This window comes from Roseivirga sp. BDSF3-8 (assembly GCF_041449215.1).
Lineage (GTDB): Bacteria > Bacteroidota > Bacteroidia > Cytophagales > Cyclobacteriaceae > JBGNFV01.
In genome coordinates this window covers 4,077,406-4,102,463 of sequence record NZ_JBGNFV010000001.1, presented here as the reverse complement: position 1 = coordinate 4,102,463, position 25,058 = coordinate 4,077,406, and the positions used below count along the sequence as shown (strand labels likewise).

The 25,058-nt window shown below is 47.6% G+C and carries 23 protein-coding genes and 2 tRNA genes; 7 read left to right on the top strand and 18 right to left on the bottom strand.

All coding sequences use genetic code 11. The features are described 5' to 3' along the window. Nucleotides 1–101: 101 nt before the first annotated feature. Complete coding sequence (locus AB9P05_RS17000) at nucleotides 102–944, top strand: LamG domain-containing protein (protein ID WP_371910030.1); 843 nt, start codon at nucleotides 102–104, stop codon at nucleotides 942–944. Between the two features lie 84 nt (nucleotides 945–1,028). On the opposite strand, the gene AB9P05_RS16995 is transcribed toward AB9P05_RS17000, so the two are convergent. From AB9P05_RS16995 to AB9P05_RS16980, 4 genes are all read right to left on the bottom strand, one after another. Next, the gene (locus tag AB9P05_RS16995) at nucleotides 1,029–1,763 is read right to left on the bottom strand and encodes an SDR family NAD(P)-dependent oxidoreductase (RefSeq protein WP_371910029.1); all 735 of its coding nucleotides are present in this window, start codon (nucleotides 1,761–1,763) and stop codon (nucleotides 1,029–1,031) included. Next, nucleotides 1,753–2,739, bottom strand: coding sequence for a ring-cleaving dioxygenase (locus AB9P05_RS16990; RefSeq protein WP_371910028.1), 987 nt, complete (start codon nucleotides 2,737–2,739; stop codon nucleotides 1,753–1,755). Before AB9P05_RS16990 ends, AB9P05_RS16995 begins: the two co-directional genes overlap by 11 nt. 17 nt (nucleotides 2,740–2,756) lie before the next feature. Beyond that, entirely contained in the window at nucleotides 2,757–3,389 is a 633-nt protein-coding gene (locus AB9P05_RS16985; RefSeq protein ID WP_371910027.1) for an alpha/beta hydrolase, read from the bottom strand. A 148-nt stretch (nucleotides 3,390–3,537) separates the two neighbouring features. Further along, a complete protein-coding gene (locus AB9P05_RS16980) occupies nucleotides 3,538–4,425 on the bottom strand; it encodes a cation diffusion facilitator family transporter (protein ID WP_371910026.1) in 888 nt (295 codons plus the stop codon). A 200-nt stretch (nucleotides 4,426–4,625) separates the two neighbouring features. Between AB9P05_RS16980 and AB9P05_RS16975 the strand changes: the two genes are divergently transcribed. From AB9P05_RS16975 to AB9P05_RS16965, 3 genes are all read left to right on the top strand, one after another. Next, a complete protein-coding gene (locus tag AB9P05_RS16975) occupies nucleotides 4,626–6,482 on the top strand; it encodes a glycoside hydrolase family 13 protein (RefSeq protein WP_371910025.1) in 1,857 nt (618 codons plus the stop codon). A gap of 106 nt (nucleotides 6,483–6,588) precedes the next feature. Next, entirely contained in the window at nucleotides 6,589–7,380 is a 792-nt protein-coding gene (locus tag AB9P05_RS16970) for a tetratricopeptide repeat protein (protein WP_371910024.1), read from the top strand. Between the two features lie 180 nt (nucleotides 7,381–7,560). Further along, nucleotides 7,561–8,139 (top strand): hypothetical protein, encoded by a 579-nt coding sequence (locus tag AB9P05_RS16965; RefSeq protein ID WP_371910023.1) that lies wholly within the window; start codon nucleotides 7,561–7,563, stop codon nucleotides 8,137–8,139. 79 nt (nucleotides 8,140–8,218) lie between these two features. Here AB9P05_RS16965 and AB9P05_RS16960 read toward each other — a convergent pair whose 3' ends face one another. The 3 genes from AB9P05_RS16960 to AB9P05_RS16950 form a co-directional block, all read right to left on the bottom strand. Beyond that, nucleotides 8,219–8,806, bottom strand: coding sequence for a porin family protein (locus AB9P05_RS16960; protein WP_371910022.1), 588 nt, complete (start codon nucleotides 8,804–8,806; stop codon nucleotides 8,219–8,221). A gap of 404 nt (nucleotides 8,807–9,210) precedes the next feature. Then, nucleotides 9,211–9,369, bottom strand: a complete 159-nt coding sequence (locus AB9P05_RS16955; RefSeq protein ID WP_371910021.1) for a hypothetical protein — start codon at nucleotides 9,367–9,369, stop codon at nucleotides 9,211–9,213. A 17-nt stretch (nucleotides 9,370–9,386) separates the two neighbouring features. Then, nucleotides 9,387–10,193, bottom strand: a complete 807-nt coding sequence (locus tag AB9P05_RS16950) for a M57 family metalloprotease (RefSeq protein WP_371910020.1) — start codon at nucleotides 10,191–10,193, stop codon at nucleotides 9,387–9,389. 184 nt (nucleotides 10,194–10,377) lie between these two features. Here AB9P05_RS16950 and AB9P05_RS16945 point away from each other — a divergent pair, with 184 nt between their 5' ends. Then, nucleotides 10,378–11,001: a hypothetical protein gene (locus AB9P05_RS16945; RefSeq protein ID WP_371910019.1), complete on the top strand. Its 624-nt coding sequence runs from the start codon at nucleotides 10,378–10,380 to the stop codon at nucleotides 10,999–11,001. Nucleotides 11,002–11,063: 62 nt separating this feature from the next. On the opposite strand, the gene AB9P05_RS16940 is transcribed toward AB9P05_RS16945, so the two are convergent. Together AB9P05_RS16940 and AB9P05_RS16935 are read right to left on the bottom strand one after the other, a co-directional pair. Next, nucleotides 11,064–13,433, bottom strand: a complete 2,370-nt coding sequence (locus tag AB9P05_RS16940; protein ID WP_371910018.1) for a carboxypeptidase-like regulatory domain-containing protein — start codon at nucleotides 13,431–13,433, stop codon at nucleotides 11,064–11,066. 135 nt (nucleotides 13,434–13,568) lie between these two features. Further along, on the bottom strand, nucleotides 13,569–14,408 hold the full coding sequence (locus tag AB9P05_RS16935) for an SDR family oxidoreductase (RefSeq protein WP_371910017.1): 840 nt from the start codon (nucleotides 14,406–14,408) through the stop codon (nucleotides 13,569–13,571). A gap of 167 nt (nucleotides 14,409–14,575) precedes the next feature. Between AB9P05_RS16935 and AB9P05_RS16930 the strand changes: the two genes are divergently transcribed. Further along, nucleotides 14,576–15,343 (top strand): energy transducer TonB, encoded by a 768-nt coding sequence (locus AB9P05_RS16930; protein WP_371910016.1) that lies wholly within the window; start codon nucleotides 14,576–14,578, stop codon nucleotides 15,341–15,343. Nucleotides 15,344–15,391: 48 nt separating this feature from the next. Here AB9P05_RS16930 and AB9P05_RS16925 read toward each other — a convergent pair whose 3' ends face one another. From AB9P05_RS16925 to AB9P05_RS16905, 5 genes are all read right to left on the bottom strand, one after another. Next, nucleotides 15,392–16,816: a serine hydrolase gene (locus AB9P05_RS16925; RefSeq protein WP_371910015.1), complete on the bottom strand. Its 1,425-nt coding sequence runs from the start codon at nucleotides 16,814–16,816 to the stop codon at nucleotides 15,392–15,394. 176 nt (nucleotides 16,817–16,992) lie between these two features. Continuing rightward, nucleotides 16,993–17,328: a hypothetical protein gene (locus AB9P05_RS16920; protein ID WP_371910014.1), complete on the bottom strand. Its 336-nt coding sequence runs from the start codon at nucleotides 17,326–17,328 to the stop codon at nucleotides 16,993–16,995. Then, on the bottom strand, nucleotides 17,306–18,946 hold the full coding sequence (locus AB9P05_RS16915; protein WP_371910013.1) for a serine hydrolase domain-containing protein: 1,641 nt from the start codon (nucleotides 18,944–18,946) through the stop codon (nucleotides 17,306–17,308). The genes AB9P05_RS16920 and AB9P05_RS16915 overlap by 23 nt, the downstream gene beginning before the upstream one ends. A 183-nt stretch (nucleotides 18,947–19,129) precedes the next feature. After that, nucleotides 19,130–19,201, bottom strand: a tRNA-Glu gene (locus AB9P05_RS16910). Nucleotides 19,202–19,239: 38 nt separating this feature from the next. Further along, nucleotides 19,240–19,311: transfer RNA gene (locus AB9P05_RS16905), tRNA-Glu, on the bottom strand. 248 nt (nucleotides 19,312–19,559) lie between these two features. On the opposite strand from AB9P05_RS16905, the gene gap reads away from it, so the two are divergent. Beyond that, a complete protein-coding gene (gene gap, locus AB9P05_RS16900) occupies nucleotides 19,560–20,552 on the top strand; it encodes a type I glyceraldehyde-3-phosphate dehydrogenase (RefSeq protein WP_371910012.1) in 993 nt (330 codons plus the stop codon). Nucleotides 20,553–20,626: 74 nt separating this feature from the next. Here the strand turns inward: gap and AB9P05_RS16895 are convergent, their stop codons facing one another. The 4 genes from AB9P05_RS16895 to AB9P05_RS16880 all read right to left on the bottom strand — a co-directional run bounded on the left by AB9P05_RS16895 (nucleotide 20,627) and on the right by AB9P05_RS16880 (nucleotide 24,997). Then, nucleotides 20,627–22,069, bottom strand: a complete 1,443-nt coding sequence (locus AB9P05_RS16895; RefSeq protein ID WP_371910011.1) for a hypothetical protein — start codon at nucleotides 22,067–22,069, stop codon at nucleotides 20,627–20,629. A gap of 25 nt (nucleotides 22,070–22,094) precedes the next feature. After that, entirely contained in the window at nucleotides 22,095–22,712 is a 618-nt protein-coding gene (pncA, locus tag AB9P05_RS16890) for a bifunctional nicotinamidase/pyrazinamidase (RefSeq protein ID WP_371910010.1), read from the bottom strand. Between the two features lies 1 nt (nucleotide 22,713). Further along, nucleotides 22,714–24,189, bottom strand: a complete 1,476-nt coding sequence (locus AB9P05_RS16885; RefSeq protein ID WP_371910009.1) for a nicotinate phosphoribosyltransferase — start codon at nucleotides 24,187–24,189, stop codon at nucleotides 22,714–22,716. Between the two features lie 64 nt (nucleotides 24,190–24,253). Then, entirely contained in the window at nucleotides 24,254–24,997 is a 744-nt protein-coding gene (locus tag AB9P05_RS16880) for a YebC/PmpR family DNA-binding transcriptional regulator (RefSeq protein WP_371910008.1), read from the bottom strand. Nucleotides 24,998–25,058 lie beyond the last annotated feature (61 nt).

Sequence of the window (25,058 nt, the reverse complement as noted above, 5' to 3'; positions counted from 1 at the left end):
ATTTATTACGTGCTAACGTATATTTTTTGAACATAATTACTATTTTTGGTAGTAATTAATCTGCAGATTTTTTAAATTTTTATCTAAATATTTCAGCCTAGATGAAAAAGGTACTTCTCCCATTTTTTTATACATTCATTTCTCTAGCCCTGATTACAGCTTGCTCTCAATCTGAAGAGATTGAACCTGGTGATGGTAACGGTGGCGGAAGTGGCAATCCGGGAAGTGGCTCCGGCGGAGGTAGCGGCATTATCGTATCCAATGGTCTTGTAGCTTATTTTCCTATGGATGGAAATGCTTCAGATATTTCCGGAAATATCAACAACGGCTCGGTAAGGGGCCAGCCCGAAAGCGTGAGTGGCTTGCGTGGTCAGGCTTATCGTTTTAACAGTATTCAGGAAGGCGATAACGGATGTGGCCTTCCGGGTGGTGACTATATCCGCCTGCCTGCCATGGGGCCTATCTGGGAAGATGGCTTCACCTTTACCGGCTGGGTACAGTTTGATGGCGAAAAAAGAAATTACGAGCGTATTTTTGACTTTGGTAACGGACGGGGTGAAGATGGCGGCATGCTGATTTCTCTCAGCCGTCTAGACTCAACTAACAACCTCGCACTTACTTCATGGCTTGATGAAGACCCTATCGTAAACCGTGATAAGGGTCGTGTAATAGCTAACGATGCGATCGTTAAAGGTGTGCCTATGTATGTGGCTGCCGTGATCACACCTGAAGGCACTATGCAAATATGGATTGATGGCCGTAAAGTAGCCGAAAAGATCGAAGGACAGCCTGTAGCTAATATTGCCCGTGAGAACATATTGCTTGGTCGTAGTAGCTACTGCCGCGAAGACCCTGACTTTAAGGGTTTGATGGACGAAGTAAGGATATATAACCGTGCTCTTGAACGCGATGAAATTCAGGAGCTGTATGAAGATCTGAATTAGTAAAAAGAAGACGCCATAGATTAAAGGTTGCTTACACGGTGTAGGCAACCTTTTTTTCTGTTGGAGTAATGGCAACTAGTCACTCTACGAGTGGCCTCGGATATCCTGGCGGTTATGAAGGAAGTGAACAGCCTCATCACGGTTATTGGTTTTGCCGTGATACATAGTGGCAAGGTACTCGCCTACCTGGCTGGCTGTTACCCAGTCAGGATGCGCATCGCGCTCGTTTACACGCGTTACGACAGGAGTCATCAGTACCAGTGAATATATACGCAGAGTGGAAGGATGTTTGTTTTCAGCCGCCATGACGCGGGCCATCATCTGCTGTGCCGAAGCCATAACGGAGACTGCGCCTGAATCCGGTACAGGATATTCTGACGCGCCACCATTTATCATTACGTACATTCCGCTCTTTCTCTCAGCCAGGATGGGGTAAACAGCCTTCATAAAAAGAAAGTGGGCACTCAGGTTATTTCTTAACACCTGTTGCCAGTCCATCCAACTGGTTTGATGTATAGGTGCTCCCTGCCACCACCCTCCGATGGACGCCACGGCAGCATCAATATCTGCGTGGTCTTTCCTGATCGTCTCACTAAACTCGGCAGCTACCTCAGGTTCATCGAACTCAGCCTGCTGGATCAGCAGGCGGCTTGTGGACACGCTCTGTTGCTCAAGGTGGGTTCTCAACCATTCGCCTTTCTTAGCATCCCGCACAGGCACAAGCACAGTGGCATCATGTCTGAGGAGCCGGCGCACGACTCCTTCGCCTACGGCTCCGGCACCGCCGGCTATCAGCCATTTGGTTCCTTCAAGCGTCATATGAATTCAGGTCAGGTAGTTTGAGTGGGCTGAGCTGCTTTTCTATTTCCGGCCTTTTTGGCTCTTCCCAATCGGGTAACTGCAGGCTTGTACCTAGTTTATCAGCAGGCTCATCTACCGTAAAGCCGGGACCATCGGTGGCGACTTCGAGTAAAATACCGGATGGCTCACGAAAATAGATGCTGGAGAAATATTTACGATCTTTCACATCTGTCACCTTCATTCCTTTCATTTCCAGTTTTTCATGCAGCCTTAATTGTGAGGCAATATCGTCGGTGCGGAAAGCCACATGATGAACAATACCTGCTCCGGGGGAGGGTCGCAGGTTGCCGGGGTGTTTGATGACGTCGATAAGGGAGCCAGGTTTAGCGCTTACCTTACCCTGATTTTCAGACATGGCGGGGGTTGTATATGCCTGCATTCGTATCCGGTTTCCTGACTCCCGTACCTGCCTGAATCCAAGTACTCTGCCAAGGGTGCTCAGGGAGTCGTCTGTTTTGGATAGGGTGAGTTCCATGGAATGAATGCCCCTGATACTATATTTATCCGGTACTCCATTACCCGCATATCCCTCTCGTACATCTTCCTCGCCAGCTACCAGGTCTACCCTGAGCCCGTCGGGATCCTGCAGACTGATTACTTCCTCATCCCAGCGGCTGAAGGGCTTCTGGAAAAAGACTTTGTTTTTTTCCAGGCGATCCATCCAGAAGTTAAGTGAAGCCCGTGGTATGCTAAGTGAAATGGTCGTTGCCTGCCCTGGTCCCCTTATGCCTCTGCGAATGCCGGGCCATGGGAAAAAAGTAACGATAGTACCTGGCTCAGCATTATGGTTTCCATAATAGAGATGGTATACGTGGGGGGCGTCAAAATTTACCGTTTTTTTGACCAATCGCATACCCAGTACGCCTGCATAAAAGTCCAGGTTTTTTTGGGGGTCAGAGGCCAAAATGGTCACATGGTGTAATCCTTTAATCACGTAATGGCTATTTGGTGTCAGTCCACGTATCCGCGGAATATAGATTCGGCAAAATGCAATTCCTCATCATTTACGGTATGCCCCATATCAGCATACAGTCGTTTATATACTTTGGCATTCAGGCTCTGCAATTGCTTTTCAGAATCATGTACCCGCTGTTCGGGAATGTGTGGATCAGGCACACTGCAACCCAAAAAAAAGGGTGTTTGTTCGAAGTCTCCCCCGTATCTTTTGTGGTCTACCCTTGGCCCAATGAGCCCGCCACTCAGGGCCACCACCCCCCCTACCTTGCGGGCATGGCGAGCGAGGTATTCCAGCAGCAGGCAGGCACCCTGGGAAAACCCCAGAAAGTAGATGCATTTCCTTTGAAAGCCGAGCCCATCCAGATCATCCATCATCTCGTCAAGGGCTGAGAGTCCCATATCCAGCTGTGGCTGGTTGCGGCTGAGGGGAGCGGTAAAGGGTTGCGGGTACCATGAATGTGCAATTGCCTGGGGAGCGACAAATGCCATTTCGTCCACTTGAAGAGATTCATGCATGCGAATAAACCGGGAAGCTGAATCCCCGCGTCCGTGCACCATAACACACACCTTCTTTGCCTCTTTAAGCGGAACGCCGGCAGTAGCTACGGGTTCATTGTGTATGATCATTGGGTTTAAAAAATTTAATCGAAACCAAAAAAAATTCCGTTTCCGGCAGGGTATTACTTTAATATAATAATATCCCGCGTAATACGCACATGATCTGAAGCTGTTTAAGTTCCTTTTAAAGGAAGTATTTACCTGCAAGCCAGTAAGTTTAGCAGTCCTGCAGGTGGCAGTCCTCTTCCGGGCTTTCCAACTCTAGTGTAGAGTGGTCTATCCCTTTATCCTTTATTAATTTTCGGGCGGTCTCTTTCAGGGTTATTCGCTCACCGGCTGACATTTCCTCCCTTACCACCATGTGGGCAGTAAGCACATGATACTCTCCGTCGAGGGACCATATATGCATGTCATGCACTTCTCTTACACCCTGCAGGCCCTCCAGTTCGTTCTGTACCATACCGATGTCCAGTCCGTGGGGTATGGCCTGTAAAATGATGCGAAGGCTTTTTCTGAGGTTTTTGTAGACGTTATATAAAAGCCAAAAGGAAATAAGGATAGAAAGAAGGGGGTCCAGCCAGGGCCAGTCTACAAACTTCATCACGATACTGGCAATGAGCACGGCTGCCCAGCCCAGAACGTCCTCCAGCAGGTGTAGGGAAAGCATTTCTTCATTGTGGGAATGCCCCTGCTGCAGCCGGTGTACGGCAAAGCCATTAACCAGGATACCAAAGACGGACAATATAATCATGCCGGTGGTCTCTGGCATTTGGGGATTAAGCAAACGCGGAATAGCCTCACTGAGGATGAAAACGGAACCTGCCACCAACACCAGGCCATTTACAATGGCTCCAAGTAGTGAAAACCGCCTGTAGCCATAGGAAAATTTACTGTCCCGGCCCTTAGTACTTACTTTTTGGAAATACCATGCAATGCCGAGTGACAGGGAGTCGCCAAGGTCATGCAGGGCATCGGACAGAATGGCCATGGAATTGGTATAGAATCCACCGATTATTTCAAGAATGGTAAATCCGATATTGAGAAAGAAAGCGATGCGAATATTTTTTATCGGCGCATCGTGATTATGGTGGTGATGGTGTCCCATGAGGCAATGTTAACAAAAAGTTCGTGCAACCATTTTGCAAATAGGGACAAGAGGGGGTTATATACACTTTCTGCGAAGCGGCTATATTTGAGGTATTAATAAAGGAATTGGAATGTTTGTGCCGAAAAGGTTATTATTCGAATCAATTCAGTTATTTATTTTGTGTACTTAAAGTCGGCCAGCTAAACACGACACTGCATATGAACCGACATACTTTCATTCTCTGCCTTCTTATCTCTGGAAGTACGATGCTAGCTGCTACCGGGGTATTGGCCCAGAAACCACCCCAACACCTGGAGCCACCCTACTGGTGGGCGGGCATGGAGCATGACAGCCTGCAGCTTATGGTGCATGCCCATAATGTGGCTGAGACTGTGCCTGCCGTGGACTACCCCGGTGTGACGCTGGTGAACACGGTGAAAAGTACTAACCCTAATTACATATGGCTGAATCTGCACCTGGCTGAAGATGTAGAGCCGGGAAGATTCGACATAACATTTAAAAAAGGCCGGAAAAAGGTATATCGCTATACCTATGAACTGAAAAAACGGGAACCAGGATCGGCCAAACGAATGGGGTATAGCACAAAGGATGTGATTTACCTGATCACGCCGGACCGCTTCGCAAATGGAAATGCGGACAATGATGAGAATAGCAACCTGGGAGATGAGCTCAATCGTGACATATCTCTGAAACGTCACGGGGGAGACATACAGGGGGTAATAGACCACCTGGACTACATAGATGAAATGGGTTTTACGGCTATTTGGTTGAATCCGATACTGGAAAACCGGCAGCCTGAATACAGCTATCATGGCTATAGCACGACGGACTTTTACGAGGTAGATCCCCGCTTTGGCACTAACGAACTATATGCCGGCCTGGCAAAGGAGGCCGCGGAAAGAGACATCCTTCTCATTAAGGACGTAATACTGAATCATATTGGCTCAGGACACTGGTGGATGAGTGACTTACCGGATACTAACTGGCTTAATTTTCAGGATAAATACAGGATAACCTCCCACACCCGCGAGGCACTGCAGGACCCTTACGGTTCTGAGTACGATGTCAGGATGCACAGCCAGGGGTGGTTTGTGCCCACCATGCCGGACATGAACCAACGTAATGCCCAATTGGCTACTTATCTTATTCAAAATAATATCTGGTGGACAGAGTTTGCCGGACTGGGGGGCATCCGGGTAGATACGTACTCTTACCCTGATAAAACTTTTCTGACGGAGTGGACACGCCGCATGATGCAGGAGTACCCAAACCTGAATATTGTGGGGGAGGAATGGTCACTGCAGCCTTCCATCGTTTCCTACTGGCAGAGGGACAAGCTGACTTATGACGGGTATATCTCCTACCTGCCGGGGTTGATGGACTTTCCTTTGCAGGTAGCCATGATTGAAGGCCTGCGGGAAGAGAATGGCCTGAGCAAACTATACCAGACGCTTGGCAAGGATAAGCTGTACCCCCACCCGGAGGACCTGGTGGTATTTGCAGATAATCATGACATGAGCAGGGTATTTACTCAACTGGATCATGATACGGCTATGTTTAAGCAGGCTATGGCTTACCTGCTCACGACAAGGGGTATTCCTCAGGTATATTACGGCACAGAAATACTGATGGGTAATCCTGACAGTGAGGACCATGGGGTGATCCGGAGTGACTTTCCTGGTGGCTGGCAAGGAGATAGGGTAAATGGCTTTACCGGGGAGAACCTGCCGGAATGGAGAGGGGAGATCCAGGAATTTATGGCTAAGCTGCTAAACTGGCGGAAAACGGCTACTGCGGTACACAGTGGAAAGATGCTGCACTTTGCGCCAGAACATGGTACGTATGTCTATTTCAGGTATAACGAAGAGCAAAAGGTGATGGTGATACTGAATAAGAATAGGAACAGTCACTCTCTTGATCTTAAGAGGTTTGAGGAACTATTAGGTGTAGGAGGCGAGGCCAGGGATGTAATTTCGGGCCGAAGCTATGACCTAAGTGGCGATTCTATTGACTTGCCCCCCCGTGAAGCATTAATTTTAGAATTAAAAAATTGAGCAAGTATGCTGATTTTTTGATTACGGCATCGTAAATTCTGACCGGGTTTTTATGAAAGAGCATTTCTGTTTTAAACAATAAGGGGGAAATAAGCTTTTTGGGAGAATGAGTGTGGCAAAAGTGAAGGCATTATTTTACTGTATATTGATTCTGGCCCCTATCGGTTTGGTACGGGCAGATAGTCTTCATATCGAGGAGGCGTTCAGGTATTTTGACCTCAGAGCTGAAAACTCCCGGGAATGTATAGCTGATGTCACTTACATTGACAAATCTATCTTTTACTTCGAAGCGGCTTTAAAGCAGGATCCTCACCTGCATCCTGACATTATCGCAGGCCTCCTTAAGGCTTATGAGTTTAAGGGGGCCCGCACGGAAGTCCCCTCAGAAGATAAAATAGCGGTATTTGAAAAAGGGATCAGTCTGGGCAAAAAAATGATGGTAACTCACCCTGATCATCCGGGCATAAAGTACTGGTACATGGCTAACCTTGGCCGGTGGGCGCAGGAGGTGGGCGTAATGAAGGCAGCGCGTACCAGCGTGGCCTCTGAGATCAAAGAGATTGCGGAATGGATGATGGAGCATGCGCCTCTGTACGATGAGGCAGGCCCCTACCGGGTGCTGGGCAGTATGCACATGGAGCTGCCACGGATACCCTTTATCATTAGCTGGCCCTCTGACAAAGAAGGACTCGCACTGCTTGAAAAGGCTTATGAAATGGCGCCTCAAAATTATGGCAATACCCTGCGATATGCCCGGGCCTTACTGAAGGAGGGCTATGATGAAAAGGCGATGGCCATACTCGAGCCGCTGGAAAAGGCTGAGCCCCGGAAAAAAACTTATATAGAAGACCTGCACAACCTGAAAGCAGCCCGGATACTGCTGGCAGAGCAAAAGTGATACCTGCTGCCCGATGAGATCCGCGGTTCATCTCACCTCCCATTTTCAATGGACCCTAACACTGTAAATGTCTTAAAAACCAGCGATTTACACCTCTATTCCTTCATTAATTCCACCTATCGGCATTTTTAAAATTCCATATTTAGACTATATTTAGGAAAAATATAACTCTGTTTAAACATGGAAAACAAGGTACAATCGGAAGGGCAGGAGATTCGTGTAGATGAGAATAAGCTGAACCGCTACATGGAAGGCCTGCGTCTGGAACAAAATTTTAGCGGCGCTATAATCGGAGGTGTTATTGGTGCTGTCATCGGTGCAGCCCTGTGGGCGGTCATTACCATAGTTACTGAATACCAGATTGGCTATATGGCCATTGGTGTTGGGTTTATCACCGGCCTGCTGGTAAGAAAAATGGGGAAAGGCCTGGACCAGGTATTCGGGGTAATCGGTGCCGCCTTTGCGCTATTCGGTTGCTTTATTGGCAACTACCTGTCCATTGCCGGATTGGGAGCAAAAATTGAAAATATCAGTTTTGTGGAGCTGGCTTTGAATGAGTCTGAGCTGATCATGCAGGTGATGGCGGAAGACTTCGGCGTATTCGATATTCTGTTCTACGGCCTGGCTCTCTATACAGGCTATAAATATGCATTCCGCGATATATCAGACGAAGAGGTTATGGAAGCGGCAGGCATACAAGCAGAACCTGCTACGGAAGAGGTATCCTCAGAAGAGGATAACCCCAAAACGCTTGCTTAAAAGAGGCCTTTGATAGGATAGCAAAAGACCAAACCAGGCTCTGCAGCCTGGTTTGGTCTTGTATGGGTAGTTGATAAGGTTAAAAAGCATAGGCTGCGGATAACTGCAGGCTACCGATGTGCGCATTGGGATCTAGGCCATCTACCTTTTCCAGCGAACCCGTCCATTCATACTCATACCCAACCTGCAGGTTCAGGCCGCTAGCCAGTTTGTAGCCCATGCCAAGGTTTATTCCAAACAATACCTCCTCCACATCGGGCAGATCACTTTTAACTTGTATGCCTTCGCTTTCGGCTATCATCTTACCATCAAGGTTTACACTCATTTGAGGCCCGATGAACAGGTTAAAACCGTCTGCCACATAAAATCGCATGAGCAGTGGAAGGTCGAGGTAGTTAAACCTGATCTTATTAGTGATCCCCTCTTGCATCGCTTTGTCTCTCTTAACCGAGTAGAGCAGTGTGGGTTCCAGATGAAAAGCATTGGATACCGGTACATCCAAAAACCCTCCGATAGAATAGCCTACTCCATTGTCTGTGTCCTGAAAATACTCCGATTCGATAGAAGAGTAATTGAGAGCGACTTTAATACCGGGCTTCACCTGTGCAGTGGCCTCATTTAAACATAGGATACATAGCGTGGCAGCAAGGATAAACACGTTTCTCATGCTTAGTGTAAATTATTGGTTATTAATCAGTTGATTACTTGCTGATATCAAAGGATGGGCCAAAGTCTACTGAGAATATTCAAACCTGTCTCAGCACTACAAAAAGCAATTATTATCAACTGAAATTCAATAACTTACCTCATTAAAAAGATTTCATTTCTTTACTCTTGCCCAGAATTAGGTCTCGCTAAATCCAGCCTGGCCACCTTCTGTAATTTGAGTACCCTTTATAAAAGGAACACCCTGGCCACTCAGGTGGCCAGGGTGTTTAATACTGTCAGGAGGATCAATAGCATATACTATTGGATCCGGCTATTGAAGAATCATTATGGCAATTTGTTAGAAAATCTATGAAGACCCTTCCTACAAATTCCTTGGTAAAAAAAGTCGTTGTAGCCGAAGGCTTATGCACAGTTCCAGGAACGACCACATAATACACAGGTTTCCTCACCCAGTGTTTTGGGTCCGTCGCCTACTTCTTTGTACATACCAGCTTTAATATGAACCGACTCGGTTCTGAAGCTTTTTACTTTAAGATCTTCGAGAGAAAGTTTCTTTTTCATATATGTATACGTTTAAATTAATACAGATACTGAAGGGCTGTCTTATCTGCACTGCTGAATTCACCGCTTTCATTTGCAGAGAAGCAGGCAAGCATCACACTGTTACGGTCAGCTCCTGTAGGGGTACCAGGGATGTGAATGGCACAGCCTCCTTCGTTTCCACCGCTGCCGCAGCTATAAGAACGATTGAAGTAGTCTGTATGGCGTAGCCCTACGCAGTGACCAATCTCGTGGGTCATGACGTGTTCTACTACATCCAGGCCATATACATCTGTACCGGAGTAGATGGTAACTGAACCGTAAGGCTTACCTCCATTGCTGGGGAACCCGGCAGACCCGCCTGCTGAGCTGCTGGTACGGTTACGTACGGTGATATCAGCCTTGCCACTGTACACGCGCTGGAAGACAAGGGAAATACCTAATTGGTTGAAGTTCTCAACGGCCATATCCAGAGCTGCATCCTGGGTAGAGGTAAGGCCACTACCGGTCACTGTAATCGTGCGGGGGGCACTAACTATATTACAGGTTCGGTACTGCTCGCCATTAGGCCCGGTAGTATTTACCTCGTCGGTAAGGCTGGCCAGCTCGGCGGGAGAAATGATAATATCTCCTTCTACTACATAATTGCCGTCCTGCATATACAGATCACCGGTGTAAAAGCAAAGCTCCTGGAGCTTATTTACTACTTCTGAGGGGATACGCTGATCGAGGGCTTCGGAGGATTGTCCGGGAGAAATGGCCTCATCTGAGGTACAGGAAAAGTTAAGGCTGAATACAGCCACTCCGGCTGCGGCCAGCATAAATCGTCTGGTTGACTTAAACATACTAATTAAGATAGTTTGGTAAATAATTCACAAAGATCACAATCTATTTTAAAAATCATGAATTACAAAATAAAGTACCACCTAAGGAAGTGAGAAAAGAAAGTAAGCTCTGGCATCATATTTGAGACCAATAGGCTTTGCTAAAAAAGCCTTAGCTTTAAGCTTCAAACAGTAAACGATACATATGAAAAGACTGATTATATCCTGTTTTCTGATCACGTTTGCCCTAACTGCTTATGCGGATGCAAAAGATGACATAAAAAGCGTATTCGAATCCTATAAAGAGGTGGTTTCATCAAAACAGGGTGATAAAATCCTTTCTATAGTAGATAAAAATACTAAGGATTATTATAGCGATCTGCTGACTATGGCACTTAGTGCAGACAAGCAAACCCTGACCCAGACAGCTCTTACTGACCAGATGACGGTGCTGTTTCTGAGACATTCCGTACCTGCCGAAAAACTAAGGTCGCTTACCGGACCTACGCTGCTTCAATATGCGGTGGATCAGGGCATGGTAGGTTCCAACCTGCAGCAAATCGGCCTTGGTGAGGTTCGCGTAAGCGGCGACATGGCTACGGCTCCCCTGGTAGTAGGTGGAAATGAGGTGCCTGCCATGCTCAAATTCGTGAAGGAAGAGGGTAAGTGGAAGGTGGATGTAACCTCTATGATGACCCTGGCGGAAAAAGGGCTGGAAATGACGATGCAGCAAAGTGGCAAGTCTAAAACGGAGTTTATCTCAGAGTTTATCAAACTGGCTACCCAACGGGCGTCAATAGATGACCTCTGGAAGCCGGTGGGCAGATAACCACACTCATCTAAGAATAATGAAGCCGCCACTCCCTTCTAACAGGTAGTGGCGGCTTTTACTTAAAAGTCTATAACAAAGCCTATAATAGGGAGCGGAGCCGAAGCATCCGTCTCTATCTCTACCAGTTCGCGGGGCTCGATTATTTCGCCCGTCTGCTCATTACGGTTGAGTCCAAAACTGGGCGGCTGAGGTGCCTGCTGGCCGAATGCATTTTGTAATTCGAAGTAGACGTCGAGCGAAAGATTGGTGAAGTTCCACTTCTTATCTATCCGGATATCTGCCTGGTTAAAACTGCTAAGCTCCACCTCCCCCAGGCGGGTATAATCCAGTATTACGGCGGGGTAGTTAGATAGTGTGGCTGATTGATTGACGGGGGCATAGGGCGTATTGCCAATGTACCTGTAGCGCAGGCTTGCCTCCCAGTTCTTCCCAAACTTGTAACCTCCGGTAAAGGTGGCCAGTTGGCCGCTGTTCCATACGCTGGGCAGGTATTCATCGTCAAAGGCCGTAAACTCACTGGTGAAGAAGGTGAGGGCCAGTATGCCATAGAAGCGCTTGCTCAGCTTTTGCTGGAAGAGCAATTCCACTCCATAGGTACGCCCCTCCCCTACGCTACGTACTTCTTCGTTACCCAGCACTTCAAAATCTGCTCCTTTATTTGCCAGGGACACACTGTCCAGCACAGACACCGGGTAATTGCTGTAACGCTTGAGAAAACCCTCTAAGGTAATGCGGGTACTGGGTCCAAGCAAATACTCAAGGCCAGCCACATAATGATCACTGCGGATGTACTCAGCCTCCTTATTAGTCAGTACGCCGGTATTATTTTTAAATCCAAGCACCGTGTAGGGTGGCAGCTTATAGTAGCGCCCTACAGAGGCGTTCAGTTTCCAGCGCTCCTCCGGGTCCAGGGCGTAGGATAGTGCCACCCTTGGTGATAAGTGCTTCAGAAGTTGATTTTCAGTAGTGGTAAAGGTGTTGGCGTCGGTTCGCAGACCAAAGCTAAAGTCCAGACGCTCATTCAAAAACGCACGGGAGGACTGGAAGAAGAACCCGTATTTATAAAAGTCGATATCGGAGTTGTAGGTGATGTTGTTTACGGCATTCAGGGTATTATTTTCATAAAGAGCCTGCTGCAGGGTGAGCCCGCCGGCCAGTGTCCAGTCCCCTGCGAAGTGTGTGTACTCATAGCGAAGTTTGCGTTCTGTCTCCCGGCTGTCATTGCGGAAGTAAAGACCGGTCTCGTCCTCATTATCTTCATATTGGCTGAAGTCATTATTGAGCACATTGGTACTGAGCACGGTGGTCATAAAGCCACTTTCGTTACGGAAGCGCTTTTTCCAGCTAATGCCCGCCGTGGTACTCCATTGATTAATCACCGGAACCTGGTCCAGGGTAGCCTGCTGCTCCGGGTCATAGTCATCAGGAGCCTGCACACTAAAGTCGTCAATAGACCCCACCCCTATCAGGTTGATCTCGTTATAATCGTCCAATTTGTGGGTAACTTTGTATTGATAGTCCCAGTAATCGGGCAGTATGGGTAGCTCAAGTAGTTGAAACAGAAGCTGCAGGTAGCTTCGTCTTACTGAGACGATATAGCTTGTATTACTGGCTTCCTTATCCTTTTTGAGAACTGGCCCTTCCAGCGTGAGCGCGGCCTCACTGGCACTTATTCTCACATTGCCCTGGAACTCGCGCCGGTTGCCCACCCGCTGATCGAACTGCAGTACGCCGGACAGAGGATTGTCATACCGGGAGTGAAAGGCAGAACTTGAGAGTGTTACGCCCTCAATAAAGGAGACATTGAGCAAGCCGACGGGCCCTCCGGCACTACCTTGAGTGCTGAAGTGATTGATATTGGGTATTTCCACTCCGTCCAGGTAGTATACATTCTCATTGGGGGCTCCGCCACGGATAATGACATCATTACGAAAGCCGCCGACGCTACCGGACACGCCCGGCAGGCTCTGGACTACTTTGGCTATATCATTATTGCCACCGGGATATGTAGCAATCTCTTCCGGAGAGAGGCTTTGGATAGAAAGAGGAGTCTCAGGACTGGTTTCAAACGGACTGGCCACTACCACTACGTCTTCCAGGGTTTCGGTAGCTTCCTCCAGCTCAAAATTAAGGGGAGTAGCTCCTGCTGATCTTACGACAATATTGTAGCGGGTACGTTGCTTATAGCCAACAAAACTGGCCGTGATGCTATAGGTACCGGGGGCTATGGCTGAGGCCTCGTAGTACCCCTCTGCATTGGCCACCCCACCCTTAGAACTACCATCTATCTGCACAGTGGCACCAGGCAGCGGCTCACCGGTACGCATGTCACGTACATACCCACTGAGTTTACCACTGCCCTGCCCTGCTGCCATAGTGGCTACCAGGGTAAAGCAGGTAATCAGTAAAAAGCTGTATAATCTCCCCATTTGTTATCTATTGACACGTAAACCTACGAATTATCAGATACGGGGATGCATAATTTACTTTCGAAATGTCACTAGCGGCTGTTACTCAGGGATAAAAAGTAGTCATTGAGGGGTGAACCGGGGATAAGCGCCTGATTACTTTAGTCCCAGTAGCCATGCGGCTACCTTTTCGGTAATTGATAAAGGTAATAGCCTTCGGATGGTCCACTTTTTAGTCTTATTGGCTACAAGGGCATAGCGCCGCCCGGGGTTCTTTTTGTGAAAAATACGGTAAATCTTTTCAGCTATAAAGCCGGGAGACCAGCCTTCTTTTCCACTACTGGCAGCCATCCTCGCGGCCTTTTGCAGAGAATTACTGTAAGGCGATCCTGCGTATTTTTCAGGGTGAATACCCTTCTCCCAAATGGGCGTATCAACAGAGCCCGGACCGATAAGCACCATTTTGATTCCGTACACCTTCAGCTCCTGTCGCCAACTGGCTGTGAGGGCCTCCAGGGCATGCTTACTGGCTGCATAGGCTCCTACAAAAGGATCGGCCAGTTTGCCGGAAACACTACTGATATTCAGGATACGGCCAGGAGATGATGAGCATTCAGGGCGCGTACCAAGCAGAGGCAGAAACGCACGTATTACCCTGACCACACCCATAACGTTTGTATTAAAGTGGCGCTGTACCTCCTCTAGCGGCTGTAGCTCCAGGGGGCCGCCGATGGCAATGCCGGCATTATTGATAAGCCCGCTGAGGCAACCACCTGCTAATCGCCTCTCTACTATATTAACAGCTTCATCTATAGCTTCTTCGTCCTGTACGTCGAACACTAAAGGTGTAAAGTACTCTGGAAAGGCCTGCCCTAAGTCAGCGGCATCTTCTGCTCTGCGTACGGAGCCAAATACGTGATAACTATTCTGACAAAATACTTCGGCCAGGGCTTTACCAATGCCAGTAGATACACCTGTGATTACGATGGTTTTCATATGCAGGAATTCACAACTAAGCTAAAAAGAGGCTAACTTTTACTTTAAAAATCTAAATCGGGGTATTTGTTTGATATGAAAACCGCTGGCTATCTGCCGGATACCTCTCTCTGAAGGGAGATTGAGTACTCCTCACACTATTTAGGGGTAGCTTTCGTTCAATAAATATGTCAATTCTGAAAGCAAATATTCCCAGCCCCTGCCATGAAGATTGGGACAAGATGAAGCCAGCTGCGCAGTCACGTTATTGCCAGGCCTGCCGGAAACATGTTAGGGACTTTAGCCAGATGGATCGACCCCAAACCCTGACATACCTGTTAACGAATAAGGGAGAGAAAACCTGCGGCCTCCTGAGGAAATCGCAAATGAACTTTACTGTAGAAGACCTCGAATCAGCCGTCAGCAGGATAGGCAAAACCTCCACAAATAAAAGCGTTGCCTTTTACCTGCTTACTTTGGGTAGCTTGCTTCTTGCGGGCTGCTCTGATATACAGATCGATCCCAGAGAGTCTTCTCAGGAAGACACCACCATGGGCCTGGAAGAGGAAACAGAGATGCCCCCTTTAGTCGGAGATATAATCCTGGATAGTGGTAATTATATTGAAACAGAGCCAAATGATGAGACCGGATGTTTTGTTACTCCTGAAAAAATGCCGGAATATCCCGGTGGGCCTGAGGCTATGATTAAATTTATGGAAGAGCATCTAAGGTATCCAATTGGATTGGCTATTGAAGGCAGGAGCTTTATTAGTTTTACTGTACAGACGGATGGCACCTTAACCGATATTAAGGTATTAAAAGGTTTTGGAGAAAATGTTGATGCTGGTGCTGTTGAGGTAATCCGGCAAATGCCCGCCTGGATACCTGGTGAAGAGGCAGGCAGGAAGGTGCCTGCCAGCATGGTAGTTCCCATACACTACAAACTGACAAAATAATAACGCCATCACTTCTACATCCTTTCATAAAAGGAATAATAGCTCAGATTACCCTCCTGCCCGTTCTTCACATACTATTATTCTTTGTCTGAGTATTTTACGGTCCGGATTAAGCTTTAGGGCTATCCGGTAAGCGTCTACCGCCTGCCTGTATTTACCCAGTTTCTCCAGGTTTTGGCCTTTTATTTCCATCACCTCGTAGTCATCTGGCAGCACACTCACCATTATGTCACTTAGCTGATTACTGACCTTGTACTGTCCTTTGCCAAAAAGGTAGCGTTCCAGCCAGTATACATGCAGCACATTATCCGGGTACTCAGCTTTCATGAGTGAGTCATATAGATAGACCAGGTTACCATCTTCCCTCTTCTCTATCTGGTCTGCCAGTTCATAGGCAATAGTCCTCACTGGCTTTTTGAGTTCGAAGTCAGGGTATATCAGCTTCAGGCCTACATCATCCATGAGGCTTCCGGAGTTAGATAGCACCACCACGCCGGTATTGGTAGCTTTATTATAAGCAATAAAAGAGGTATAACCTCCGGTACCCCCGTTATGCAGAAGGATTTCAGTTTCAGGACCGGGTTTTAGCACAAACCATCCGTCTTTGTAAAAAAGCTGGTCGGGTCCCAGGTTATCAATGCCTGTAGGGATGAGTTCGCTTATCGCCTCTTGAGAAAAGAGCGGATTATTTTCTTTTTGATAGTGTAGGTACCTCACAAGGTCCCCGGTACTGCTAAGCAGGGCACCGGCAAAGCGACTGGGGCCTGTAAAGTGCCAATGGCTATTCTTTATGCCCAAATTGGTGGGGGCTGCCAAGGGTAATGTGTCGACCTCCTCATGGTTAGTAAAGGTATGTGATAATCCTACCACAGTAAACAGCGAATCCATTAGGGTATCAAAGGTTTTCCCGCTGGATTGCTGAAGGATGGTACCCAATATAGCATAACCAAAATTTGAATAACTCCAGCGAGCAGAGGTATCTGGTTTCAGCGTATGCAACTCCTGCATAAGAAGGATATCAGAGTAACCGTTAAATGGATCTGACCAGTCTTCCGGGGAGAAACCGGCAGACAGCCGGGGAACTCCCGCCATATGATTACGAAGCTGTGCGGCAGTTACTTGTCCAAGCGCCGGATTAGCCTGAACTGCCTGGTGCAGCCAGTTGGTAATTGGCTGGTCAAGTGAGTTACCTAACAGACCATCTGCGAGCAGCGAGGTAAAGGTTTTCGTAAGGCTACCAATCTCATACAGCGTATTACGGTCGGGCCGGCTCCCACCCCATTCTGCCTGCATGTACCCGTAGTTGTAAAACTGGCTCTGGCCGGAAGGTAATAATATCCCTATAGAAATGGCCGGATTGATCTCCTCCCTTACCCGCCGGTTGATTTCTATCTCCACGGATTCGGACACTTGCCGCGCCATGGAAGTTACGGATACGCAGCAGACTAAATAAACAAGGAGTAGTCTCTTCATACAATTACTAAAGTTACCGGTATATTCACGGTCAGCAATCTACCCCCTAGCTGTACTACCTGAAAGAATCTGAACTGTTAGTATATGAATGCCCGTTTATCTTCATCCTTTACCTACCTCAAACACCCACGACGGTGCATTACCTGTGCCCCTTCGCAAGAGCATGTTTAGCTGCCCTACATGATGCTGCACATGGCGCATATTATACAGCAGGATCTCCAGTAATGAGAATCCATTGCTTCTTCTTCTAATTCTTCTTTGAAGCGTTCGCTAAGCCTATCTTCCGTGAGACTATCAATGAGTTGCCTGGCCTTTTGCCTACTGGCTTTTACATAAGTCAGTAATTCCTCTTTACTGTACAGCCTGTCAGGTATAAAATCGTCTATAGCACCTTCCGGAATATCTGCAGGCTCGGTATAGGAAAAGGGTAATAAAGGTTTGAAATCCCCGGGAGGCAGAGTCATATAGTCATTAAACCCTTCACAATGATCATTGCCTGGAAAAGCGGACATTCTGCACCCGCCCATTATTCACCAGCAACCCTTCTATCCCTCCCCTATCATTACGATCTACGGTGATTTCATAACTATTCATACGCAAATAGTCTTTGGTGAGCATTACGCCCTCACGGTCAATGTCGTTTTTATTTATCGAATAAATAGCCTCGTCAATATGCCTAATCAGGATTTCAGTGCCGGTTTCTTCATTTATATATCTGCCGTTGAGCGCTGAATAATATGACTGATCCGGGCTAAAATCAGGCAATCTTATCGCATGAATGGGCGCCTGTGATGACAGGTAGATCGTAAATTCTTTTTGCGCTTCCTTATTTACTGTAAAAGCAATTTTCAGATCAGGGTTGGTTTCATAGTAAAAGAGGTTGCCCTTTTCATTGATTAGCTTCACCGGCTCCGCCTGGTATAATTCTCTGTAGAGGACTCCCTCTTTTTCCACAATATGGATGATGGAGCCGGAAGAGGTTTTGTACCTTCCTGTGGCTTCACTGATATTTTTGAGGCGTTTGGTTTTAACCGGGCCAGCCGGATAGGTTGCTACAACATTCTTAAGGCCTAGTAAACGATCAGTGATAGATTCTGCCAGAAAATGGGTGGGTACGTTGCCATTATTGCTCATGACCACCACAGCCAGCTTCTCCTCCGGAAAGCGTAAGAAGGTGGCATTGTAGGCGCCGGTATTTCCGTCATGATACAGGCGCTTTATACTCCTGTACTCATCATGCATCACCCCATAACCGTAGCCCATACTAACCGGGAGCTTACCTTGACTCTCTTTTATGAGGGCGGTATCAAGCTTAATGTTGTCCTTCCTCTGCAGGGTGGCCTCCCAGCGCAATTGGTCCGGAAGGGTGGTAAACAATGCGCCATCTCCATGAATACTGGTAATTGAAGGATACTCTATCCAGCCGTCCCAGTTGCCGTATGGCCGCGCTCTATTAGGTACTACCTCCATATGGTTAGCTAAAAAATTCGTATGAGGCATGCCCATATCTCTGAATGTGGAACCGGCATAATTATGAAACGATGTGCCGGTGACCTTCTCTATCAGGGCTGCCAGCAGTATGTAGTTGGAGTTACTGTAGAGATATTGTGAGCCAGGTTTGAAGTTGAGCTCCCTTTGGTCTCTAAGCAAGGCCAGGGCATCCTCATTATCCACAAAAAGCTTCCACCAGGTTTTGCCCTGGAGTTCCCAGAGGTCATAGACGTCACGGATACCGCTGGTGTGGGTAAGGAGGTGGCTTATAGTTATGGGGTCCGGGTAGTCCGGGAAATACTCGATGAGATACTCGCGGAAGTCATCATCTCTGCTGATTACCTTTTCATTTACTAGCTGCAGCACCATCAGTGCGGTGTATTGCTTGGCATTGGAGGCAATGTTAAATCGGGTGAGGCTATCAACCGAAATATCGTGTTCCAGATTGGCCAGACCTGCATACCTTTCATAGACTATTTCGCCATTTTTAACTATCCCTACTGCAAAGCCAGGCCCCTCAGGTTCGATATACGGCATGAGCAAACTGTCAAGCGAGGTGGGTGTGGTCCGGGCATGCAGATGGTTGGCGGTAATCATAATACAGCCCAGCAGCCAAGTAGCAGTGGATAATCGAAGCATGACCAGAAATAGATATTTTTTTCTTAATCTACTTTCCTTTGTCGATTAATCAAAGTGCCTGCCTCCCGCCCCTATTATTCGTTTGGAGAGGCTGAAAAACTAGATGGCAATAGGAAAGATAAAAAGGGACGAAAATAAAGGGCAAAAAAAAACCGCTGCATTTTATGCAGCGGCTTGTCAGGGCAGCCCGTAGGGGAATCGAACCCCTGTTACCAGGATGAAAACCTGGCGTCCTAACCCCTAGACGAACGGGCCAAGTACCATTTGACGTTGTAGGATTTTTCAGTCTTTAGCAGCCCGTAGGGGAATCGAACCCCTGTTACCAGGATGAAAACCTGGCGTCCTAACCCCTAGACGAACGGGCCGTGTCAAACGGTGATGCAAATATAGGAGGCATGTTTTTAATTGCAAAACTCAGCCCAAAATTTTCTCAAACTTCTTGCTAAGTGCCTAAATGTAAAGCTGAAATTTCTGCTTTTGGAATACACTCAAAATTGCCTGAACGTTCTGACCTCTCATACGTTAGGCTTTATATGGCGGCTATCTGCTCCAATCTTGAAAAAGATTATTAATTTAGCGCCAAATTTTGATCCATCACTAAAACTTTTGATAGATGTCTAAGAAAAAGGTCGCAATTAATGGCTTCGGACGTATAGGAAGACTGACGTTCAAAGCGCTGCTCCAAAAAGACAACGTAGAGGTAGTAGGTATTAATGACCTGACCGATACCCACACACTTGCTCACCTTCTAAAGTATGACTCTGTTCACGGCAGATTCCAGGGTGAAGTGTCTGCTGAAGACAATGCCCTCATTGTAAACGGTCAGCGTATTGCTATTACAGCCGAGCGTGACCCCGCTAACCTCCCCTGGAAAGATAGCGGTGTGGACACCGTGCTTGAGTCTACCGGTATCTTCCGTGACAGAGCTGGTGCAGGCAAGCACCTGACCGCGGGAGCAAAAAAGGTAATTATTTCTGCCCCTGCCAAGGGTGATATCCCGACCATTGTACTTGGCGTAAACGAAGGCTCACTGAAAGGTGACGAGACCATCATTTCTAACGCCTCATGCACCACTAACTGCCTTGCACCAATGGTGAAGGTACTGGATGACAAGTTTGGTCTGGTAAAAGGATATATCACCACCGTGCACGCCTATACGGCAGACCAGCGCCTGCAGGACGCACCTCACAGTGACCTCCGCCGTGCCCGTGCTGCCGCGCAGTCTATCGTGCCCACTTCTACCGGTGCAGCGAAAGCAGTAGGCCTGGTACTTCCTCACCTGGCAGGTAAGCTTGACGGACTGGCTATGCGTGTACCCGTTGTGGATGGCTCTGTGACTGACCTTGTAGCTATCCTTAATAAAGAAGTGACTGCAGAAGAGGTGAACAATGCTATGAGAGAGGCTGCTAACAGCGACCTGAAAGGCATTCTTGAGTACTCTACCGATCCACTCGTGAGCGTGGACATTATCGGCAACCCTCACTCATGTATCTTCGACAGCGACATGACTGCTGCTAATGGTACCATGGTGAAGGTAATGGGCTGGTATGACAATGAGGCAGGATACTCTAACCGTACAGCGGACGTAATCTCACGTATCGGTTAATTCTTCCCATAGCTGTAAAAGTATAAAGGCCGGCAGATAATATCTGCCGGCCTTATTTTTTCGTTTGTTTTTACTCAGACAAAATGCTTCTGCAAAAATGCAAGGCCGTTTTTGTACATAATCTTGTCAGCGAGTACTCTGGCAGGCGCAGGTAGCGAAAGGCCAGCCTCAGAAGCCATCTCAGGAAGATGCTTTTCAATACCTTTTTTAAGGTCGGGGAATTTTGCAGACGTCCTGCAATAGTCGATTGGGTCTATCAACCCATCGAAGTCCGACCCTATGCATACCTGATCCCAAATCTGATCTCCTACCGATTGGCGACCGACTTTGACTATGTGTAGCAGGTTGTTGAGCAAATATCTCAGGTGCAGCCTGGCAATTTGCCTGGAGGTCATGTAGGTGTCATCTTCCTTTATCACCTTCCCCCCCGGCTTGCCTGTTGGAGCAAAACCAAGGCTATCCCACTCCTCCTGGCTGAATAGCTCGGGGCTGTCCTTACCTACTCCCATTATTCGCTGATCCAGCGACAGGCCTATAAGGCCGTTACTTTCGGCTATTTCAGTGATATCTTCGTCATAGAGGTTAATAGACCAGCTATTAAACTTAGTGCCCGACAAGGCAGGGTAAGGGTGATAAGTGGCAACCATACAATTCTTCTCACCATCCCAATGAGCCTCTTTCAGCGGGGGATTGGTACGCGAGCAGCCAGTTACCCCCATATGACTGGCCATGATAGGAATATGGGGAAATTCAGCTTTTCTCAGCGCATAGTATTCCATGCGGCTTACCGCACTCATATGCTTGATATCGATCAGGATGGGCTTCTGACCATTTTCACTACTCAGGGCCTTTCGGATAAATGCCTTACCCAGATCAGAGACACCCTTTCCGGCTGGATAGAAGGCCTCATCATTAATCAGTTTCATCCCAAAGGCCTGATTGCAATACCCGGAGCGCATGAGGTGAGTCAGTGTAATATAGAACAGTCTCCAGGGCTGTCCCGACTTGAACATTTCCAGCTTTGACAGCGTCTCCTCCGAGTCACCGGCATTATTTCCAAAGAAGTTATGCCCCCCTTCTACTGATAAAACGATATTAAGTGTATCAGAATCAGCAGACAGGTCATTTATTGAACTGAGAAAATTCAATTTCTTTCTTCCCCCGGGGTCCTTTACTTCCGAAGCCAGATGCCCCAGGCCCGAGGTCATCAGATTAAAATAAGGAAACGTACCATCCCCTATCCTATCCATAAAGTTGAAATCCACGAGGCGGGAAAACTTACCCAACAGCAACTTTATTGCCCAGTGAGCGGCAATAGGTTGCTCCAGTGCATAAAGCGGTACCACCGCAAGGCGCACATCTCCATCAAATAGCTGTTTATGCGAGGCCTGTGACCGTAATATCCTGAAATTAACCTTATACCTTATCTCATCCCAGCTACTCAGTCTGCGGGATGGTACCTCACTACTCAGAAAAGACTTAAAATCGGGATGGCAGTGCAGATCGAAATGAGGCATAGTGGCTGACGATATTTTTATTTTACTACTCTCTTAAGTCAGAGCTATTAACCATATGCACGCCTTGTGACTCCATCTCTGCAAGGGCTCTTTCGTGATCTCCCTCCCGGAGATTGACTGACCTGGTGGCGTCCTGAACGAGGCATGTGGTAAACTCCTCCTGCAGGCTATCCAGGGCGGTAAATTTCACGCACACATCACCTGCCAGTCCACAAATGTAAACGGTATCTACTTTCTGTTCCTTCAGATACCCCGACAGCCCTGTACTTTTGCGATGTCCATTGTCATAAAACCCACTATAACTATCTATTTCTGGGTCCATCCCTTTTCGGAAGATAGCACTGACCTGTCTTGTCTCCAGTCCGGGAGCCAAAGCCGCGCCTTCGGTTCCCTGCACACAGTGATCCGGCCACAGAACTTGTTCCAGACCATTCAGATTAATCTTATCACCTGCTTTTTTGCCTTTGTGATTAGAAGCAAAGCTTTTATGGTGCTCGGGGTGCCAGTCCTGGGTAGCTACGATAAGATCGAAGAACCCTTGTATGGAATTGATAACAGGGATGATGGCATCGCCCTCTGCCACTGCCAGATTGCCACCGGGAAGAAAATCATTCTGCACATCTACGATCAATAATGCATTCATGTCAGGATTCTTTTAAGTTTCTCATTTTCAGAATAAGATCCGTCTTCACTTTATAATAGTTGGCCTCCAGTCCTACCGGGTACCTGTGGGGGTTTATAAACCTTTTAACCCCGCTATGCAATTTACCTAACTGGGTTGCCACCCGGTTACGGATCTCCCCTGAGGAGGGAGAATCGTACATACATTGCCCGTTTCGGAAAATGGGAATCATAACCTCTTCTGTCTCATACTCCTGCAGACTCAGTTTCTTCCGTCTGGTAGGGTCCAGCGGATCTATGATAGACACCTTGGTAGTGTGCTCCCTGTCCGGGTCAAAAATAGCATCGGCGAAATACTGGCCGTCCTGCACAAACCTGAGTATTTGCTGGCGGCCGGGATTATTAATTTTTATCTGTTGCTCACTCAGCTTTATACGAGGCTCCCATATGCCATCCTTTTCCACGGCGCTTAGTTTGTACACCGCCCCGAGTGCCGGCTGGTCAAAGGCTGTAACCAGTTTGGTGCCTACCCCCCATATATCGATAGCTGCTCCTTGTATTTTAAGACTCTCGATAATGTGTTCGTCCAGGTCGTTACTGGCCACTATTTTCATGTAGCCCAGGCCTGCTTCGTCCAGCATACGCCTTGCCATGATGCTGAAATAGGCCAGGTCACCGGAATCAATTCTGATACCGAGGGCTCGCTGCCCCTTTTCCTCCATCTCCCTGGCTACTTCTATCGCATGGCGCACACCCTGCTCTGTATCATAGGTGTCTACCAGGAACACACAATTGTCCGGCATGCTCTCGGCATAACGACGAAAAGCCTCTTTCTCATCCTCAAACATCATCACCCAACTATGGGCATGGGTTCCGCTTACAGGGATATCAAATAGCTTTCCAGCCAGTATATTAGATGTAGAGTGACACCCACCGATGTAGGCAGCGCGACTTGCTGCAATAGCTCCGTCAATACCTTGTGCGCGGCGCAGTCCGAACTCCATAACAGGATCGCCCTTAGCTGCCTGACATATCCGTGCGCTCTTTGTAGCTATCAGGGATTGAAAGTTGAGGATATTAAGCAAGGCAGTCTCTAATAGCTGAGCTTGTACCACGGGCCCCTCCACCCTGAGCATAGGCTCATGGGGAAAAAGCACGGTACCCTCAGGCGCTGCGTCAATATCACAATTAAAACGGAGGTCATGCAAATAGGCCAGAAAGGGTTCGGAAAACATAGGCTTTCCGGAGGATGCCTTTATGGTTCTGAGGTAATCAATGTCGTCATCACTAAACCGGAAGGACTTGATAAAATCAATGATATAATCGAGTCCGCAGTTTATAGTATACCCACCGCTAAATGGATTTTGCCTGAAAAACAGGGTAAATACTGATCGCTGTTCCGCCAGGCCGGCTTTCCAGTAGCTGTGAGCCATCGTTACCTGGTACAGGTCCGTTAGCAGGGCCATACTACTGGTATACAGGTCGTGAGTTATCTTCACAAATACATGGGGTTAGAGGTGAGTTTTTCCCCTGGAATCACTTTAGGCCAGGGGAAGGGGCAGATCAGATCATCTCTATCTGCTCGTCGCTTATTTCTATGTTATGGTATACTTTCTGCACGTCATCATCATCTTCCAGCACCTCTATGAGCTTGTATACTTGCTTGAAGGACTCATCATCAAGTTCTACCGTGGTTTTTGGAATACGCTGAAGGTCGGCTGTTTCAGCTTCAATATTAAGTTCGTCGAGCTTGTGCTGCAGAGAGCCAAAGTCTTCCATGGCAGTGGTGACATTAACGTAATCATCAGAAAACTCCACCTCTTCCGCTCCGGCATCTATAAGCTCCAGGGTAAGGTCATCTTCTTCATCCCCTTCCGGCACCCTGAAGGTAAATACACCCTTCCGGTCAAATATAAACTCAAGTGAACCGTTGGTACCCAGGCTTCCTCCGTATTTGCTGTAGGCAGCTCTGACATTGGCTACGGTACGGTTTAAATTATCGGTCATGGTCTCCACAAATACAGCAATACCATTAGGACCATAGCCCTCATAGCTCACTTCCTGGTAGCTGTCACCTTCTGCACCCTCACCTTTTTTGATCGCCCGCTCAATATTGTCTTTGGGCATATTAGCTCCCTTGGCATTCTGAACAGCCAATCTTAACCTGGGGTTAGCATCGGGGTCGCCTCCTCCCTCGCGGGACGCTACAGTAATCTCCTTGATTAATTTTGTAAACAGCTTCCCTCTCTTTGCATCCTGGGCACCTTTTCTACGCTTGATATTGGCCCATTTACTATGTCCAGCCATATAACTATATGTTTTAAATCTTTGGGTCGAGACAAAAATATAAATTAAGGAATGAGCAAAC

Coding starts and splice junctions, on each gene's coding strand:
- AB9P05_RS16965 (WP_371910023.1), top strand. CDS start 7,561: ATGGAAAACAAGGTACAATCGGAAGGGCAGGAGATTCGTGTAGATGAG.
- AB9P05_RS16945 (WP_371910019.1), top strand. CDS start 10,378: ATGAAAAGACTGATTATATCCTGTTTTCTGATCACGTTTGCCCTAACT.
- gap (WP_371910012.1), top strand. CDS start 19,560: ATGTCTAAGAAAAAGGTCGCAATTAATGGCTTCGGACGTATAGGAAGA.
- AB9P05_RS16955 (WP_371910021.1), bottom strand. CDS start 9,369: ATGAAAAAGAAACTTTCTCTCGAAGATCTTAAAGTAAAAAGCTTCAGA.
- AB9P05_RS17000 (WP_371910030.1), top strand. CDS start 102: ATGAAAAAGGTACTTCTCCCATTTTTTTATACATTCATTTCTCTAGCC.
- AB9P05_RS16940 (WP_371910018.1), bottom strand. CDS start 13,433: ATGGGGAGATTATACAGCTTTTTACTGATTACCTGCTTTACCCTGGTA.
- AB9P05_RS16920 (WP_371910014.1), bottom strand. CDS start 17,328: ATGTCCGCTTTTCCAGGCAATGATCATTGTGAAGGGTTTAATGACTAT.
- AB9P05_RS16880 (WP_371910008.1), bottom strand. CDS start 24,997: ATGGCTGGACATAGTAAATGGGCCAATATCAAGCGTAGAAAAGGTGCC.
- AB9P05_RS16995 (WP_371910029.1), bottom strand. CDS start 1,763: ATGACGCTTGAAGGAACCAAATGGCTGATAGCCGGCGGTGCCGGAGCC.
- AB9P05_RS16985 (WP_371910027.1), bottom strand. CDS start 3,389: ATGATCATACACAATGAACCCGTAGCTACTGCCGGCGTTCCGCTTAAA.
- AB9P05_RS16980 (WP_371910026.1), bottom strand. CDS start 4,425: ATGGGACACCATCACCACCATAATCACGATGCGCCGATAAAAAATATT.
- AB9P05_RS16970 (WP_371910024.1), top strand. CDS start 6,589: ATGAGTGTGGCAAAAGTGAAGGCATTATTTTACTGTATATTGATTCTG.
- AB9P05_RS16950 (WP_371910020.1), bottom strand. CDS start 10,193: ATGTTTAAGTCAACCAGACGATTTATGCTGGCCGCAGCCGGAGTGGCT.
- AB9P05_RS16895 (WP_371910011.1), bottom strand. CDS start 22,069: ATGCCTCATTTCGATCTGCACTGCCATCCCGATTTTAAGTCTTTTCTG.
- pncA (WP_371910010.1), bottom strand. CDS start 22,712: ATGAATGCATTATTGATCGTAGATGTGCAGAATGATTTTCTTCCCGGT.
- AB9P05_RS16915 (WP_371910013.1), bottom strand. CDS start 18,946: ATGCTTCGATTATCCACTGCTACTTGGCTGCTGGGCTGTATTATGATT.
- AB9P05_RS16960 (WP_371910022.1), bottom strand. CDS start 8,806: ATGAGAAACGTGTTTATCCTTGCTGCCACGCTATGTATCCTATGTTTA.
- AB9P05_RS16935 (WP_371910017.1), bottom strand. CDS start 14,408: ATGAAAACCATCGTAATCACAGGTGTATCTACTGGCATTGGTAAAGCC.
- AB9P05_RS16930 (WP_371910016.1), top strand. CDS start 14,576: ATGTCAATTCTGAAAGCAAATATTCCCAGCCCCTGCCATGAAGATTGG.
- AB9P05_RS16975 (WP_371910025.1), top strand. CDS start 4,626: ATGAACCGACATACTTTCATTCTCTGCCTTCTTATCTCTGGAAGTACG.
- AB9P05_RS16925 (WP_371910015.1), bottom strand. CDS start 16,816: ATGAAGAGACTACTCCTTGTTTATTTAGTCTGCTGCGTATCCGTAACT.